Genomic DNA, 15,070 nt, shown 5'->3' on the forward strand with positions numbered 1-15,070 from the left:
CCCGGGCTGCTCATCGCCCTGATCGACACCGGCCTGGCCGGTGTCGACTCGCGGCGGTCGCTGCACGGATTTACCTTGGCGACACGGCATGAAGCGAAAGCAGGCCACAACGGCACGGGCAGCCGCGCTCAGGCGCGGCCGGGCGAGTGTCTGGGAGGATCATCATGGCCGTCGAGATCCAGCCCCTGCTGAAGCCCTCTCGGCTCAGGCGCCGCGGAGGCTTGTGGGGCGAATGCCTTGCGGAGTTCCTGGGGACCTTCGTCCTCATCTCCTTCGGTTGCGGCGTGGTCGCGATGGCGGTCGCGGCGCTGCCCGGCTCGGGGCGTACCGAGGGGCCCACGACGTTCTTCCTCGGTGCCGGGGACTGGTTGCTGATCACCTGGGGATGGGCCATGGCCGTGATCCTCGGTATCTATGTGGCCGGTGGGGTCAGCGGTGCGCACATCAATCCGGCGGTGACCCTGGCCTTCGCCGTTCGCCGCAAGTTCCCGTGGGTCAAGGTCGTCCCCTACTGGGTGTCCCAGGTGCTCGGCGCCCTGGCCGGCGCGGCACTGGTCTACGCCGTGTACCACGACGCCATCAACACCTTCGACGACGCCATGAAAGGGCCGAAGACGGGCGGGCACACCCTCGCCTCGTTCTCGATCTTCTCCACCTTCCCGGCGCCGTACTTCAACGGCGGCATCTGGGGTCCGCTGATCGACCAGGTCGTCGGCACGGCCTTCCTGGTCATGCTGGTGGTGGCGATCATCGACCTGCGGAACACGGCGGTGAAGGCCAACCTCGGACCGCTCGTGATCGGGTTCGTCGTGGCGGCCATCGGCATGTCCTTCGGGGCGAACGCGGGCTACGCGATCAACCCGGCCCGCGACTTCGGCCCCCGCCTGTTCACCTGGATGGAGGGCTGGGGGGAACTCGCGTTCCCAGGCAGCTTGGCAGGGGCGTTCAGCGGCTACTGGTGGATCCCGATCGTCGGCCCGCTCGTCGGCGGCGTGATCGGGGTGCTGGTGTACGACCTGTTCATCGGCGACGTGCTCCACGTCCGGGCGCAGCAGGGCGAGCTTCCGGAGCCCGGCCGGACCCGCCCCACCACCTCCGACGACGAGTGAGCCGGAGCCCGGTCAGCCGTCGCCCTCCAGGTCCCCCTCCGTCTCCAGGTACACCTGCCGCAGGCCCTCCAGCACGGCCGGGTCGGGCTTCTCCCACATCCCGCGGGACTCCGCCTCCAGCAGGCGTTCGGCGATGCCGTGCAGGGCCCAGGGATTGGCCTGCTGGAGGAACTCCCGGTTGGCCTCGTCCAGGACGTAGGTCTCGGTGAGCTTGTCGTACATCCAGTCGGCGACCACGCCGGTGGTGGCGTCGTAGCCGAAGAGGTAGTCCACGGTGGCGGCGAGTTCGAAGGCGCCCTTGTAGCCGTGGCGGCGCATGGCCTCGATCCACTTGGGGTTGACGACCCGGGCGCGGAAGACGCGGGAGGTCTCCTCGACGAGGGTGCGGGTGCGGACCGTCTCGGGGCGGGTGGAGTCGCCGATGTACGCCTCGGGAGCGGTGCCGCGCAGCGCTCGGACGGTCGCCACCATGCCGCCGTGGTACTGGAAGTAGTCGTCGGAGTCGGCGATGTCGTGCTCGCGGGTGTCGGTGTTCTTCGCCGCGACCGCGATCCGCTTGTACGCCGTCTCCATCTCGTCCCGCGCCGGGCGGCCGTCGAGTTCGCGGCCGTAGGCGTAGCCGCCCCAGACCGTGTAGACCTCGGCGAGGTCGGCGTCGGTGCGCCAGTCGCGGGAGTCGATGAGCTGGAGCAGGCCGGCGCCGTACGTGCCGGGGCGGGAGCCGAAGATGCGGGTGGTGGCGCGGCGTTCGTCGCCGTGGGAGGCGAGGTCGGCCTGGACGTGGGCCCGTACGTGGTTGGCCTCGGCCGGCTCGTCCAGGGAGGCGGCCAGGCGTACGGCGTCGTCCAGCAGGCCGATGGTGTGCGGGAAGGCGTCCCGGAAGAAGCCCGAGATGCGGAGGGTGACGTCGATACGAGGGCGGCCCAGCTCCTCGTACGGCACGGGCTCCAGGCCCGTCACCCGGCGGGAGGCATCGTCCCAGACGGGGCGGATGCCGAGCAGGGCGAGGGCCTCGGCCACGTCGTCGCCCGCCGTGCGCATGGCGCTGGTGCCCCACAGGGAGAAGCCGACGGAGGTGGGCCAGTCGCCATTGTCGGTGCGGTAGCGCTCCAGGAGCGAGTCGGCGAGGGCCTGGCCCGTCTCCCAGGCGAGGCGGGAGGGGACGGCCTTGGGGTCGACCGAGTAGAAGTTGCGGCCCGTCGGGAGGACGTTGACGAGGCCCCGCAGGGGGGATCCCGAGGGGCCCGCCGGGACGAAGCCGCCGGCGAGCGCGTGGACGGTGTGGTCGATCTCGGCGGTGGTCGCGGCGAGTCGCGGCACGACCTCGCGGGCCGCGAACTGAAGGATGGCGGCGACCTGTTCGCCGTGCTCGGCGGGGACCGCGGCCGGGTCCCAGCCCGCGTCGTCCATCGCCTGGACCAGGGCGCGGGCCTGCTCCTCGGCCGCGTCGGCGGTGGTGCGGGTCGCGGCGGACTCGTCCAGGCCGAGGGCCTCGCGCAGGCCGGGCAGGGCCGTGGCGCCGCCCCAGATCTGGCGGGCGCGCAGGATGGCGAGGACGAGGTTGACGCGGTCGGCGCCCTGCGGCGGGTTGCCGAGGACGTGCAGGCCGTCGCGGATCTGGACGTCCTTGACCTCGCAGAGCCAGCCGTCGACGTGCAGGAGGAAGTCGTCGAAGCCGTCGTCGTCCGGGCGGTCCTCCAGGCCGAGGTCGTGGTCGAGCCGGGCGGCCTGGATGAGGGTCCAGATCTGGGCCCGGATCGCCGGGAGCTTGGCGGGGTCCATGGAGGAGATCTGGGCGTACTCGTCGAGGAGTTGCTCCAGGCGCGCGATGTCGCCGTAGGAGTCGGCGCGGGCCATGGGCGGGACGAGGTGGTCGACGAGGGTGGCGTGGACGCGGCGCTTGGCCTGGGTGCCCTCGCCGGGGTCGTTGACCAGGAACGGGTAGATCAGGGGGAGGTCGCCGAGGGCGGCGTCGGGGCCGCAGGCGGCGGACAGGCCGGCGTTCTTGCCGGGCAGCCACTCCAGGTTGCCGTGCTTGCCGAGGTGGATCATCGCGTCGGCGCCGAAGCCGCCGTCCTCGGCCCGGGCGGCGATCCAGCGGTAGGCGGCCAGGTAGTGGTGGGAGGGCGGCAGGTCCGGGTCGTGGTAGATCGCGATCGGGTTCTCGCCGAAGCCGCGCGGGGGCTGGATGAGGATCAGCAGGTTGCCGAAGCGCAGGGCCGCGAGGACGATGTCGCCCTCCGGATTGCGGCTGCGGTCGACGAACATCTCGCCGGGGGCCGGGCCCCAGTGCTCCTCCACCGCCGTGCGCAGTTCCCCGGGGAGCGTGGCGAACCAGCGGCGGTAGTCGGCCGCCGGGATCCGCACCGGGTTGCGGGCCAGCTGCTCCTCGGTGAGCCAGTCCTGGTCGTGGCCACCCGCCTCGATCAGCGCGCGGATCAGCTCGTCCCCGTCACCGGAGGCAAGGCCCGGCACCTCCGTGTCCGTTCCGAAGTCGTACCCCTCGTCGCGGAGCCGGCGCAGCAGGGCGATCGCGCTGGCGGGGGTGTCCAGGCCGACCGCGTTGCCGATGCGGGAGTGCTTGGTCGGGTAGGCGGAGAGGACCAGCGCGAGGCGCTTGTCGGCGGGCCGGATGTGGCGGAGCCGGGCGTGGCGTACGGCGATTCCGGCGACGCGGGCGGCGCGCTCGGGATCGGCGACGTAGGCCGGGAGGCCGTCGGCGTCGATCTCCTTGAAGGAGAACGGGACGGTGATGAGGCGGCCGTCGAACTCGGGGACGGCGATCTGGCTGGCCGCGTCGAGCGGGGAGACGCCCTCGTCGTTCTCCTCCCAGTCGGTCCGTGAGCCGGTGAGGCACAGGGCCTGGAGGATCGGCACGTCGAGGGCGGTGAGCGCGCCCGCGTCCCAGGACTCGTCGTCGCCGCCGGCCGACGCCTCGGCGGGCCTGGTGCCGCCGGCGGCGAGGACGGTGGTGACGATGGCGTCGGCGGCGCGCAGTTCCTCGATCAGCTCGGGCTCGGGGGCGCGCAGGGAGGCCACGTACAGGGGCAGGGGCCGGCCACCCCCGTCCTCGATCGCCTCGCACAGGGCGCCGACGAAGGCGGTGTTGCCGCTCATGTGGTGGGCCCGGTAGTACAGCACGGCGACGGTCGGGCCGTCGGTCTCCCGGCCCTCCCGGGGCAGCGGGCCCCACGTGGGCGCGGCCGCCGGCGCCTCGAAGCCGTGGCCGGTGAGCAGGACCGTGTCGGAGAGGAAGCGGGCGAGCTGCTCCAGGTTGGCCGGGCCGCCGTGGGCGAGGTAGGCGTGGGCCTCGGCCGCGATGCCGATGGGGACCGTGGAGGACGCCATCAGCTGGGCGTCGGGGGCCTGTTCACCGGTCAGGACGACGACCGGGCGGCCGTCGGCGAGGAGCAGGTCGAGCCCGTCCTGCCAGGCCCGGATGCCGCCGAGGAGGCGTACGACGACCAGGCCCACACCGTCGAGGAGGCCGGGGAGGTCGTCGAGGGCGAGGCGGGAGGGGTTGGCGAAGCGGTACGGAACCGGGCCGCCGGCCGCGCGGGCGCTGAGCAGGTCGGTGTCGGAGGTCGACAGGAGCAGGATGCGGGGGTGCGGGGGGCGTTCCCCGGATTCGTGCAGCATGCGGCGGCTGGCCTTCCTCGGGGTGTCCGCGCCCCGGGCGGGTGGTGGGACGGCGGGAGTTCCTGGCTCGCCCGGCCCGTGGGGGCCGGGCTCACAGTGGCGGGACCGCGCCGGACTCGCACCGGGCTTCCTCCCCTGTCGCCGTCGTGGCGTCGGCGGACCGGATGATCCACCGAGGAGCATAGTAAGGGGCGGGGGAAAAGGGCGGGGCATACACCGGGTGTGATGGTAGGTATGCTCGCCGCCATGTCCACGCCTGCCCTCCGTTCATCGCCCCAGGCCACAGCGGTCTCCCGGGACCGCGGTGACGCCTGCCCGGGGACGCTGCGGCTGCACGCGGCGGACGACGGCGCGCTGGCCCGTGTCCGGGTCCCCGGCGGGGTGCTGACCGTGCGTCAGGCGGCGGCGCTCGCCGACGCGGCGGAGCGGGTGGGCGACGGCGACCTGCATCTGACCTCGCGCGGCAACGCGCAGCTGCGGGGTCTGGACGACGGCTGCGGCGGGGAGTTGGCCGGGCTGCTGGACGCCGCCGGGCTGCTGCCCTCGCGCGGGCACGAGCGCGTGCGCAACATCGTGGCCTCGCCGCTGTCCGGTCTCGACGGACGGGGCGCGCTGGACGTACGGCCCTGGCTGACGGCCCTCGACGCGGCGCTGTGCGCGAGCGAGGCGGCACAGGCCCTGTCGGGGCGTTTCCTGTTCGCGCTCGACGACGGGCGCGGGGACGTGGCCGGGCTCGATGCCGATGTGACGGTACGGGCGACGGCGGACGGCGGTGCGCAAGTCGGCCTCGGAGCGGCCGGAGAGGTGCTGCACGTCTCCGCCGAGGAGGCGGCACGGGCCGCGCTGCTGGCCGCGGAGACCTTCCTGGAGGCGGCCAGGGCCAGCGGGGCACGGGTCTGGCGCGTGGAGGAACTCGACCTCCCTGACGGCGAGTTGCTCGGTGCGGTCGGCCGGCGTCTGACCGCCGAGGGCATCCGCCATCAGCGTCGGGGCCGGGAGACCGGCCGCACGGACGGACCGCCCCCGGGAGTCGTCGGTGACGGCCTCTCCGTGCACGTACCGCTGGGCCGGCTCTCGGTGCGCCAATGGCGGGAACTGACACAGGTCGCCGCCGGTGAGCTGCGTCTGACGCCGTGGCGCGGTGTGGTTCTTCCCACACCGCGGACCCGCGCCGACGAGTCCCTCGCCCGCCTCGCCGCCGCCGGCCTCGTCACCGGCCCCCGCTCCCCCTGGCTGCGCGTCGGCGCCTGCATCGGCAGGCCCGGATGCGCCAAGTCGCAGGCGGACGTACGGACCGACGCGGCCGAGACCCTCGGCGCGATCGGCCCGCACGGCCTGCCGCTGTACTGGTCCGGCTGCGAACGCCGCTGCGGGCACCCCCGGGGCGACCGCGTCGACGTGGTCGCCGTTCCGGGAGGCGGCTACCGGATCTCCACCGCCGTAGCCGGCGAGGAAACCCGGACCACCACGATGAACGACCCCGCCCGACTCGCCGCCGCCCTGGCGGAGATCACCTCATGACCCGTACGACGACCGAGAGCAGCGAGAAGACCACCGTGACCACGTACGACTACGAGAAGGACGGCGCGGCCATCTACCGCCAGTCCTTCGCCACCATCCGCGCGGAGGCGGACCTCGCGGCCCTGCCCGCCGACGTCAGCCAGGTCGCGGTCCGGATGATCCACGCCTGCGGGATGGTCGACCTCGTACGGGACCTGTCCTACACCCCGGCCGTGGTCGCCCGGGCCCGTGCGGCCCTGCGTGCGGGCGCGCCCATCTTCACCGATGTGCAGATGGTGGCCAGCGGGGTGACGCGCAAGCGGCTGCCCGCCGGCAACGACGTGCTCTGCACGCTCTCCGACCCGTCCGTGCCGGAGCTGGCCGCGAAGCTCGGCACCACGCGCAGTGCCGCCGCGATGGAGCTGTGGCGGGACCGGCTGGAGGGCTCGGTGGTGGCCGTCGGCAACGCGCCGACCGCGCTGTTCCGGCTGCTGGAGATGATCGAGGAGGGGGCTCCGCGCCCGGCCGCCGTGATCGGCGTGCCGGTCGGCTTCGTCGGGGCCGCCGAGTCCAAGGACGCCCTGGCCGCGCATCCGTCCGGTCTCGAACACCTGGTCGTGCGCGGCCGTCGCGGGGGCAGCGCCATCGCCGCCGCCGCGCTCAACGCGATCGCGAGTGAGGAAGAGTGAGCGGCGAACAGTCCACAGCGGGGCGGCTGTACGGAGTCGGGCTCGGTCCGGGTGACCCGTCCCTGATGACCCTGCGGGCCGTGGAGGTCATCGCCGAGGCGGACGTGATCGCGTACCACAGTGCCCGGCACGGCCGTTCCATCGCCCGCTCGATCGCGGCGAAGCACATCCGCGCCGACCACATCGAGGAGCGGCTGGTCTACCCGGTCACGACCGAGACCACCGACCATCCCGGCGGCTACCAGGGCGCGATGGAGGAGTTCTACGCCGAGGCGTCGGCCCGGCTCGCCGCGCACCTGGACGCGGGGCGGACGGTCGCGGTCCTCGCCGAGGGCGATCCGCTCTTCTACGGCTCCTACATGCACATGCACAAGCGGCTCGCCGACCGCTACGACACCGAGGTGATCCCCGGCGTCACGTCGGTGTCCGCAGCCGCAGCGCGGCTGGGCACGCCGCTCGCCGAGGGCGAGGAGGTGCTGACGATCCTGCCGGGCACCCTGCCCGAGGAGGAGCTGACCGCACGGCTCGCCTCGACCGACGCGGCCGTGGTGATGAAGCTGGGGCGGACCTTCACCAAGGTGCGCAGTGCGCTGGAGGGTTCGGGACGGCTGGACGACGCCCGGTACGTCGAGCGGGCCACCATGGCCGGGGAGCGGCTCGCCGAACTGGCCGACGTGGACGCGGAGTCGGTGCCGTACTTCTCGGTGGCCGTGCTGCCCAGCCGGGTCGACGCCGAACGGCCGGAGAACCCGGAGCGGGGCGAGGTCGTCGTGGTCGGGACCGGGCCGGCCGGTCCGCTGTGGCTGACGCCCGAGACCCGGGGCGCGCTGGCCGCCGCCGACGACCTGGTCGGCTACACGACCTACCTCGACCGGGTGCCGCGGCGGCCCGGGCAGGTCCGGCACGGCTCGGACAACCGGGTCGAGTCGGAGCGCGCCGAGTTCGCCCTCGACCTGGCCCGGCGCGGGCGGCGGGTCGCGGTCGTCTCCGGCGGCGACCCGGGCGTGTTCGCCATGGCGACGGCCGTCCTGGAGGTCGCCTCCCAGGAGGAGTACGCGGACGTCCCGGTGCGGGTGCTGCCGGGCGTGACCGCCGCCAACGCGGCAGCGGCCCGGGCGGGCGCCCCGCTCGGCCACGACTACGCCGCGATTTCCCTGTCCGACCGGCTCAAGCCCTGGGAGGTCATCGCCGAGCGACTGCACGCGGCGGCCTCGGCGGACCTGGTGCTGGCCCTGTACAACCCCGGCTCGCGCAGCCGCACCTGGCAGGTGGGCAAGGCGCGCGAGCTGCTGCTGGAGCACCGGGCGCCGGACACCCCGGTCGTGGTGGCACGGGACGTGGGCGGCACCGGCGAACGCGTCCGGATCGTCCGGCTGGCCGATCTGGACCCGGCCGAGGTCGACATGCGCACGATCCTCCTGGTCGGCTCCTCCCAGACCCGGGCCGTCCGGCGCGGGGACGGCGAGGAGATCGTGTGGACTCCGCGCCGCTATCCGGAGGCGTGAGAGAACGCGGCGGCCGGCTCGCCTCCGGCTTGGAGGCGGGCCGGGCCCGTTCTCAGCCGCCGGCCGGGAACCCGCGTCCGTGGGACCACTCCCCGACCCACCGGGCCGCCTCCTCCGGACCGGGCACGACCGGGACGCCCTCGGGGACCGGGGGCCTGCGGATCACGAGGACCGGCAGGCCGGCCTCCCGAGCCGCCGTCAGCTTCGGGGCGGTGGCCGCTCCCCCGCTGTCCTTGGTCACCACGACCTCGATACGGTGCCGGCGCAGCAGTTCGCGCTCGCCGTCGAGTGCGAACGGGCCGCGGTCGAGCAGCACCTCCATGCGGGCCGGGTGCGGGGCCTCGGGCGCGTCCACGGACCGTACGAGGAACCACAGGTCGTCCAGCGCGGCGAACGCGGCCAGACCCATACGCCCGGTCGTGAGGAACACACGCCGGCCCAGCGCGGGCAGCAGCCGCGCGGCCTCCTCCAGGGAGCCGGCGTCGTGCCAGTCGTCGCCCGCGACGGGGACCCAGCCGGGGCGCCGCAGGGCGAGCAGGGGAACATGGGCGGTGGCGGCGGCCCGCGCCGCGTGGAAACTGATCGTCCCGGCGAAAGGGTGGGTGGCGTCGATGAGCACGTCCACCCGGTGCTCGCGCAGCCACGCGGTCAGCCCCTCCGCCCCGCCGAAGCCGCCGATCCGGACCTCGCCCGGAGGCAGGCGGGGGCTGGCCACCCGCCCGGCGAGCGAACTGGTCAGGGTCAGGCCGGGCGTGTCGTGGAGCAGTTCGGCAAGACGGCGGGCTTCCGTGGTGCCGCCGAGAATCAGTACGTGCATGGAAGTCCAGGTCCGTTCATGAGCAGCGAAGTGAAGGGCGGCCGCAGGGCCCAGCTGGAGCACACCGGCCTGCGGCCCGGCTGGACCACCGGCGCCTGTGCGACGGCGGCCACGACGGCGGCGTACGCCGCCCTGCTGACCGGCGAGTTTCCCGACCCCGTGACGATCACCCTGCCGAAGGGGCAGACGCCGTCGTTCGCGCTGGCCGTCGAGGAACTGGACGACGGGCACGCGATGGCGGGGGTCGTGAAGGACGCCGGGGACGACCCTGACGTGACGCACGGCGCGCTGGTCCGGGTCACGGTACGGCTGCTGCCCGCCGGGTCCGGGGTGGTGTTCCGGGCGGGCCCCGGGGTCGGCACGGTCACCCGGGCCGGCCTGCCCCTGCCCGTCGGCGAACCGGCCGTCAACCCGGTCCCCCGGCAGATGATGCGCGACCACGTCGCCGAGGTCGCCGCCCGGCACGGCGCCCCGGGCGACGTCGAGATCACCGTCTCCGTCGACGACGGCGAGGAGATCGCCCGCTCCACGTGGAACCCCCGGCTGGGCATCCTGGGCGGCCTGTCCATCCTGGGCACGACCGGCATCGTCGTCCCGTACTCCTGCTCGGCGTGGATCGACTCCATCCGGCGGGGCGTGGACGTCGCGCGGGCGGCGGGGCGTACGCACGTCGCCGGGTGCACCGGGTCGACGTCGGAGAAGACCGTCGTGGCCGAGTACGGGCTGCCCGAGGACGCCCTGCTCGACATGGGCGACTTCGCGGGCGCCGTGCTGAAGTACATCCGCCGCCACCCCGTCGACCGCCTGACGATCTGCGGCGGCTTCGCCAAGCTCTCCAAGCTCGCCGCCGGGCACCTCGACCTGCACTCGGCCCGTTCCCAGGTCGACAAGGGCTTCCTCGCCGAGCTGGCCCGGCGCGGCGGCGCGGACGAGGCGCTGGCAGCGGAGGTGGCGGACGCCAACACCGGGCTCGCCGCGCTCCAGTCGTGCCTGGCCGCCGGGGTGCCGCTCGGCGACCTGGTCGCCGCGACCGCCCGCGACGAGGCCCTGGCCGTGCTGCGCGGGGCGCCGGTCGTGGTCGACGTGATCTGCATCGACCGGGCGGGGGCGGTGGTGGGGCGCAGCGCGCCGGCCTGACGGCGGGGGCCGTGGACGTTCACCGCTGTCAGCACACGTGGCGTTCCCGCTCCGGCGAGTACAGGTGGCTGTCCCGGAACTGTTCCGCGCCGAGCGTGCGCCCCACCATGATCACGGCCGTGCGCAGTACACCGGCCTCCTTCGTCTTCCCCGCGATCTCGTCGAGGGTGCCGCGGATGATCAGCTCGTCCGGGCGGGAGGCGTAGGCGACGACCGCGGCGGGGCAGTCGGCGCCGTAGTGCGGGAGGAGTTCGGCGACCACGCGGTCCACGTACTGGGCGGCCAGGTGCAGCACGATCAGCGCGCCGCTGCGGCCGAGGGTCGCCAGGTCCTCGCCCTCGGGCATGGCGGTGGCCCGGTTGGCGACCCGGGTGAGGATCACGGTCTGGCCGACCGTCGGCACGGTCAGCTCCCGCTTCAGGGAAGCCGCCGCCGCGGCGAAGGCGGGGACGCCCGGGACGACCTCGTACGGCACCCCGGCCGCGTCCAGGCGCCGCATCTGCTCGGCGACCGCGCTGAACACGGCGGGGTCCCCGGAGTGCAGCCGGGCCACGTCATGCCCCTCCTCGTGGGCGCGCAGCAACTCGGCGGTGATCTGGTCCAGGTCGAGCTGCGCGGTGTCCACGAGCCGGGCGTCCGGCGGGCATTCGGCGAGCAGTTCGCGCGGGACCAGGCTGCCCGCGTACAGACAGACCCGGCAGGTGGCGAGCGTGCGGGCGCCGCGCACCGTGATCAGGTCGGCGGCGCCGGGGCCGGCACCGATGAAGTACACGGTCATCTGTCTGCTCCTGAAGAGGTGTCGGGCGTTTTCCGTACGGCCCACTGGGTCACCGGCATCGCCTGCCGCCACCCGGTGAAGCCTCCCACCGGCACGGCGTGTGCCACGGCGAGCCGCACCAGTTCGCCGCCGTGGCGCCGGTGCGCGTCGGCGAGCAGCGCCTCGGACTCCAGCGTCACGGTGTTGGCGACCAGCCGCCCGCCGCCGGGCAGCGCCTCCCAGCACGCGTCGAGGAGGCCGGGCGCGGTGAGCCCGCCACCGACGAACACGGCGTCGGGGGGCGGCAGTTCGGCGAGGACGGCGGGCGCGGCGCCGGTGACGACCCGCAGCGCGGGCACGCCGAGCCGGTCGGCGTTGCGGCGGATCCGTTCGGCGCGCGCCGGGTCCCGCTCCACGGTGACCGCGCGGCACGAGGGGTGGGTGCGCATCCACTCGACGGCGATCGAGCCGGAGCCGCCGCCGATGTCCCACAGCAGTTCGCCGGGGGCGGGGGCGAGCACGCCGAGTGTGGCGGCGCGGATGTGCCGTTTGGTGAGCTGCCCGTCGTGCTCGTACGCCTCGTCCGGGAGTCCGGGTACGGCGCCCAGCCGCAGGACGTCGGGGGCGCGGCGGCACTCCACGGCCACGATGTTGAGGGGATCGCCGGGCGGCTGCCTCGCGGGCCAGTCGTCGGCGGTGGACTCGGCGGTCGTGCGTTCCCGGTCGCCGCCGAGCTGTTCGAGGACGCGCATCCGGCTGGGCCCGAAGCCCCGGTCCCGCAGCAGGGCGGCGACCTCGCCGGGGGTGGTGGCGTCCGCGCTGAGGACGAGGAGCCGCCGGCCGTCGTGCAGGGCGGCGGCCAGGCGGGCGGCGGGCCGGCCGACGAGCGTGACGACCTCCACGTCCTCCAGCGGCCAGCCGAGCCGGGCGGCGGCGTAGGAGACGGAGGAGGGGTGCGGCAGGACGCGCAGGGCGCCGGCCTCCTCGGCGAGGGCGCGGCCGATGCCGTAGAACATGGGGTCCCCGCTGGCCAGTACGGCGATCCTGCGGCCGGCGTGCGCGGCGAGCAGGCCGGGGACGGCCGGGCGCAGCGGAGAGGGCCAGGCGACGCGCTGCCCGGCGCACTCCGGGGGCAGCAGATCCAGCTGGCGCGGTCCGCCGATCAGGATGTCGGCCGCACGCAGTGCGGCGCGGGAGGCGTCGGGCAGACCCGCCCAGCCGTCGGCCCCGAGCCCGACGACGGTCACGGCGGCGGTCGCTTCGGGGGGTTCGGGGGTCACTGCGCGGTACCTCGGGGCTCGGGGGCAACAGAGGCGCACTCTACTGGGCGCTGACCAGCGCACCTGTGCTCGGGTACACCGTCCCGCCCGGTCCCCGGCTCCTGCCCCGCTCCGTCATGACCGGTCCGGGCGCCGCCGCACGAGGGGGCTGAAGACGTACAGGTCGAGGATCTCGGGCCGCGGGGCCACGCCCGGGCCGCCCTCCCGGACCCAGGAGACCACGTCCTCGGTCGCCGCCGGGTCGTTGACCAGCCCGAGCCACACCGGGCGGGCGCCGGCGGCCCGGCCCTCGGCGGACGGCTGGACGACGATGACGTTGGCCTGGTCGCAGACGTCGAGACACGAGGAGATCCGCACCGGCCCCGCCGCGCGCAGCCGCTCGGTCTGGGCCGCGTGATCGACACCGGTCACCTTGCCGCTGCCGCAACAGCAGTCCCGGCACACGACGATGCGGCAGGGTGCCGGACCGGACGCCGCCGCGTCCAGGGGATCGTCGCTCACACCGGCTTCCTCGTCGTTCCGCCCTCGCCTTGCCGCTGATCATCATTCCACGGGGCCGTCGGACCGGATCGCGGGTGTGTGGTTCGGATACCGTGCGGGCGGGGTCCTGCGAGGGGTGGGGAGGCAGCATGGGGTCGGGGAGACGGCAGGCGCCGGGGAGCGTGGTGTGGCTGCTGATGGGGCTCGCGACGCTCGTCGTCGCAGTGGCCATGGCCCTGGAGGTCCGTGGGGCGCTGGACCGGGAGCGGGAGTTCCGTGCCGCGCCGGCCTGCGCCTCCGCCCCCGTGCAGGCGTCGGGATGCCGGTGGGAGCAGGAGTTCACCGTCCGCGAGGCCGACCTGAACCGTGGGCAGCGCAACGGCCCGCCGGAGGCGGAACTGCTGCTGCCCTCCGGCAAGCCCTGGGACGTGACGTTCCGGCAGACCGATCCGGTGGTGTCGGAGCTGGCGCCGGGCGAGAAGGTCGTCGGCCTGATCTGGCACGGGCAGGTCGTCGAGGTACGGGACGCCGACGGGCGGCGCCAGCAGACGTCGGACGGGCCCGTGGGCTGGCCCGAGGACCGGCTCGGCGGCGCGCTCGCCTGTTTCTCGTTCGGCCTGCCCGTCCTCGTCGGCGGGGTGTGGCCGCTGGTCGCGCGGGGTGACCGGCGGCACGCGAAGGCGGCGGTCGTGGTGCGGTGGCACGGCGTCTGCCTGGCCGCCGTGGCCCTGTTCACCCTGTGGGCGCAGGGTGCCAACGGCTGGCCGCTCTGGGCGATCCCGGCGATCTGGGGGCCGTTCGCGCTGCTCGGCCTGGCCTCCATGACGGCCTTCGTCATCGCCGCCCTGCGCGGTGACATGGACGACGATGCCCTGCCCGCCCCGGAGCCGGATCCGACGGCACCGGCGTCAGGTCACTCCTGACCCCGGACGCCGTCGGGGAGCCGCGCACCGTCGCACAGCGACGCGCCGCCGCAGGCGGCGGCCCGGGCCCGGATGGGGACGCCGTTCGCGCGCAGCACCTCGCGGACGTCGAGGATCAGCGGGAAGACCTCGTGGTTGCGGTCCTCGCCCTGCTCGTCCCAGGCCCGCTGCTCGGCCTCCACGGCCATGCGGTCCTCGGCGAACACCCGCTCGGTGAAGCGCCTGATGAACGGCCAGGCCACATGGAGGAGGCCGGGGATCCCGGGCTTCTCGATCATGAGCAGGCCGAAGGCACGGCACGTGCGCTGCTCGGCGTCCTCGGGCACGTAGGCGGCCCAGAGGCGGAAGGCCGGGCGTTCGGCGTTCTCCGGGACCAGGTCGAGCGTCTGGTACGGGTACTCGGTGCGGATGGTCATGACGTCGGCGGTGCCGCCCCCGAGGCCCTCGGCGGCCAGCAGCCCGGCGCTGCGGTTGCGCCTTCCGCCGGTGTGGGTGAACAGGTACCTGGCCTCCACGGACCGCTCGTCGGCCTCGTATCCGAGCAGTTCGGGGTGGAGCCTGCCGACGACGCCCCGGTGGAGGAACTGGTGGTTCATGTCGAGGAGGTTCTCGTGCATGAACGAGTAGTGGCAGCGCACGGTCCGCGAGTACGTCATGGTCCGGTACCGGGGTGAGCCGAAGGCGGGCAGGTGCGGCAGCGGTGTGGCCGCCGCTCGCCGCGGGTCGCCCGGGAAGACGAAGACCAGGCCGTACGCCTCGCGCACCGGGTAGCCGCGCACGCCGCGGGGTGGCCGGCGGTCGCCCTTGGCCAGGTACGGGATCTGCGAGATGCGGCCGTCGCCGCGATAGGCCCAGGCGTGGTAGCGGCAGCGGAGCGTCTCGCCCTCCACGACGCCCATGCTCAACGGCACCTGCCGGTGGGCGCACCGGTCCTCCAGCGCGTGCACCTCGCCGCTCTTTCCCCGGAACAGGGCGATGCGCTCCCCCGCGAACGTGGCCGCCAGCACCCGCTCGGCGCGCACCCGCCGGGACAGCGCGACCGGATACCAGTGGTCCGGGTGCGCGCCCACCCTGCGCAGATCGGCCTCGGCGGGATCAGGGTCGGTGCGCTCCGAGGGCTCGGCGGCGAGGGCGGTGGCCCTGTCGGTCTCGGTCATACCTCTCCTCGCAGGGGGGACACGGCGCGGTCAGCCACCCTCACCCTGACCGCGGCCCCGTCCCGGTGCCCTGCCGG

At 74.4% G+C, this 15,070-nt stretch carries 12 protein-coding genes and 1 riboswitch; of the genes, 6 read left to right on the forward strand and 6 right to left on the reverse strand.

Annotated elements, in window-relative coordinates; translation table 11 throughout:
- Positions 1 to 164: 164 nt before the first annotated feature.
- Positions 165 to 1,109: an MIP/aquaporin family protein gene (locus MQE23_RS09610; protein ID WP_020270936.1), complete on the forward strand. Its 945-nt coding sequence runs from the start codon at positions 165 to 167 to the stop codon at positions 1,107 to 1,109.
- Positions 1,110 to 1,121: 12 nt separating this feature from the next.
- Here the strand turns inward: MQE23_RS09610 and cobN are convergent, their stop codons facing one another.
- Entirely contained in the window at positions 1,122 to 4,748 is a 3,627-nt protein-coding gene (gene cobN, locus MQE23_RS09615) for a cobaltochelatase subunit CobN (protein WP_243378874.1), read from the reverse strand.
- A gap of 56 nt (positions 4,749 to 4,804) precedes the next feature.
- A riboswitch (cobalamin riboswitch) is annotated at positions 4,805 to 4,881 on the reverse strand.
- 101 nt (positions 4,882 to 4,982) lie between these two features.
- On the opposite strand from cobN, the gene cobG reads away from it, so the two are divergent.
- Genes cobG through MQE23_RS09630 form a run of 3 tightly spaced genes read left to right on the forward strand, consistent with a single transcriptional unit; the run spans position 4,983 to position 8,442 of the window.
- The gene (gene cobG / locus MQE23_RS09620; RefSeq protein WP_243378875.1) at positions 4,983 to 6,269 is read left to right on the forward strand and encodes a precorrin-3B synthase; all 1,287 of its coding nucleotides are present in this window, start codon (positions 4,983 to 4,985) and stop codon (positions 6,267 to 6,269) included.
- Positions 6,266 to 6,937 carry a precorrin-8X methylmutase gene (locus MQE23_RS09625; RefSeq protein ID WP_020270939.1) on the forward strand — a complete coding sequence of 224 codons (672 nt, stop codon included), beginning with the start codon at positions 6,266 to 6,268 and terminating at the stop codon, positions 6,935 to 6,937. The genes cobG and MQE23_RS09625 overlap by 4 nt, the downstream gene beginning before the upstream one ends.
- Positions 6,934 to 8,442 (forward strand): precorrin-2 C(20)-methyltransferase, encoded by a 1,509-nt coding sequence (locus MQE23_RS09630; RefSeq protein ID WP_279345139.1) that lies wholly within the window; start codon positions 6,934 to 6,936, stop codon positions 8,440 to 8,442. Before MQE23_RS09625 ends, MQE23_RS09630 begins: the two co-directional genes overlap by 4 nt.
- A 52-nt stretch (positions 8,443 to 8,494) precedes the next feature.
- Here MQE23_RS09630 and MQE23_RS09635 read toward each other — a convergent pair whose 3' ends face one another.
- Positions 8,495 to 9,259, reverse strand: a complete 765-nt coding sequence (locus MQE23_RS09635) for a cobalt-precorrin-6A reductase (RefSeq protein WP_243378876.1) — start codon at positions 9,257 to 9,259, stop codon at positions 8,495 to 8,497.
- An 18-nt stretch (positions 9,260 to 9,277) separates the two neighbouring features.
- Here MQE23_RS09635 and MQE23_RS09640 point away from each other — a divergent pair, with 18 nt between their 5' ends.
- The gene (locus MQE23_RS09640) at positions 9,278 to 10,396 is read left to right on the forward strand and encodes a cobalt-precorrin-5B (C(1))-methyltransferase (protein WP_037666643.1); all 1,119 of its coding nucleotides are present in this window, start codon (positions 9,278 to 9,280) and stop codon (positions 10,394 to 10,396) included.
- Between the two features lie 28 nt (positions 10,397 to 10,424).
- On the opposite strand, the gene cobM is transcribed toward MQE23_RS09640, so the two are convergent.
- From cobM to MQE23_RS09655, 3 genes are all read right to left on the reverse strand, one after another.
- Positions 10,425 to 11,174, reverse strand: coding sequence for a precorrin-4 C(11)-methyltransferase (cobM, locus tag MQE23_RS09645; protein WP_020269448.1), 750 nt, complete (start codon positions 11,172 to 11,174; stop codon positions 10,425 to 10,427).
- Complete coding sequence (gene cbiE, locus MQE23_RS09650) at positions 11,171 to 12,433, reverse strand: precorrin-6y C5,15-methyltransferase (decarboxylating) subunit CbiE (protein WP_243378877.1); 1,263 nt, start codon at positions 12,431 to 12,433, stop codon at positions 11,171 to 11,173. The genes cobM and cbiE overlap by 4 nt, the downstream gene beginning before the upstream one ends.
- 114 nt (positions 12,434 to 12,547) lie before the next feature.
- Positions 12,548 to 12,934: a (2Fe-2S) ferredoxin domain-containing protein gene (locus MQE23_RS09655; RefSeq protein WP_243378878.1), complete on the reverse strand. Its 387-nt coding sequence runs from the start codon at positions 12,932 to 12,934 to the stop codon at positions 12,548 to 12,550.
- 128 nt (positions 12,935 to 13,062) lie between these two features.
- On the opposite strand from MQE23_RS09655, the gene MQE23_RS09660 reads away from it, so the two are divergent.
- The gene (locus tag MQE23_RS09660; protein WP_243378879.1) at positions 13,063 to 13,836 is read left to right on the forward strand and encodes a hypothetical protein; all 774 of its coding nucleotides are present in this window, start codon (positions 13,063 to 13,065) and stop codon (positions 13,834 to 13,836) included.
- Here the strand turns inward: MQE23_RS09660 and MQE23_RS09665 are convergent.
- Entirely contained in the window at positions 13,827 to 14,993 is a 1,167-nt protein-coding gene (locus MQE23_RS09665; protein WP_243378880.1) for an aromatic ring-hydroxylating dioxygenase subunit alpha, read from the reverse strand. The genes MQE23_RS09660 and MQE23_RS09665 overlap by 10 nt on opposite strands.
- Positions 14,994 to 15,070: the final 77 nt, after the last annotated feature.

The sequence above is a fragment of the Streptomyces sp. HP-A2021 genome (genome assembly GCF_022807935.1).
Taxonomy (GTDB): domain Bacteria; phylum Actinomycetota; class Actinomycetes; order Streptomycetales; family Streptomycetaceae; genus Streptomyces; species Streptomyces afghaniensis.

What these genes read in the sequence shown, in the direction of transcription:
- MQE23_RS09610 (WP_020270936.1), top strand. Translation starts at nt 165, where the DNA reads ATGGCCGTCGAGATCCAGCCCCTGCTGAAGCCCTCTCGGCTCAGGCGC.
- cobN (WP_243378874.1), bottom strand. Translation starts at nt 4,748, where the DNA reads ATGCTGCACGAATCCGGGGAACGCCCCCCGCACCCCCGCATCCTGCTC.
- cobG (WP_243378875.1), top strand. Translation starts at nt 4,983, where the DNA reads ATGCTCGCCGCCATGTCCACGCCTGCCCTCCGTTCATCGCCCCAGGCC.
- MQE23_RS09625 (WP_020270939.1), top strand. Translation starts at nt 6,266, where the DNA reads ATGACCCGTACGACGACCGAGAGCAGCGAGAAGACCACCGTGACCACG.
- MQE23_RS09635 (WP_243378876.1), bottom strand. Translation starts at nt 9,259, where the DNA reads ATGCACGTACTGATTCTCGGCGGCACCACGGAAGCCCGCCGTCTTGCC.
- MQE23_RS09640 (WP_037666643.1), top strand. Translation starts at nt 9,278, where the DNA reads ATGAGCAGCGAAGTGAAGGGCGGCCGCAGGGCCCAGCTGGAGCACACC.
- cobM (WP_020269448.1), bottom strand. Translation starts at nt 11,174, where the DNA reads ATGACCGTGTACTTCATCGGTGCCGGCCCCGGCGCCGCCGACCTGATC.
- MQE23_RS09660 (WP_243378879.1), top strand. Translation starts at nt 13,063, where the DNA reads ATGGGGTCGGGGAGACGGCAGGCGCCGGGGAGCGTGGTGTGGCTGCTG.
- MQE23_RS09665 (WP_243378880.1), bottom strand. Translation starts at nt 14,993, where the DNA reads ATGACCGAGACCGACAGGGCCACCGCCCTCGCCGCCGAGCCCTCGGAG.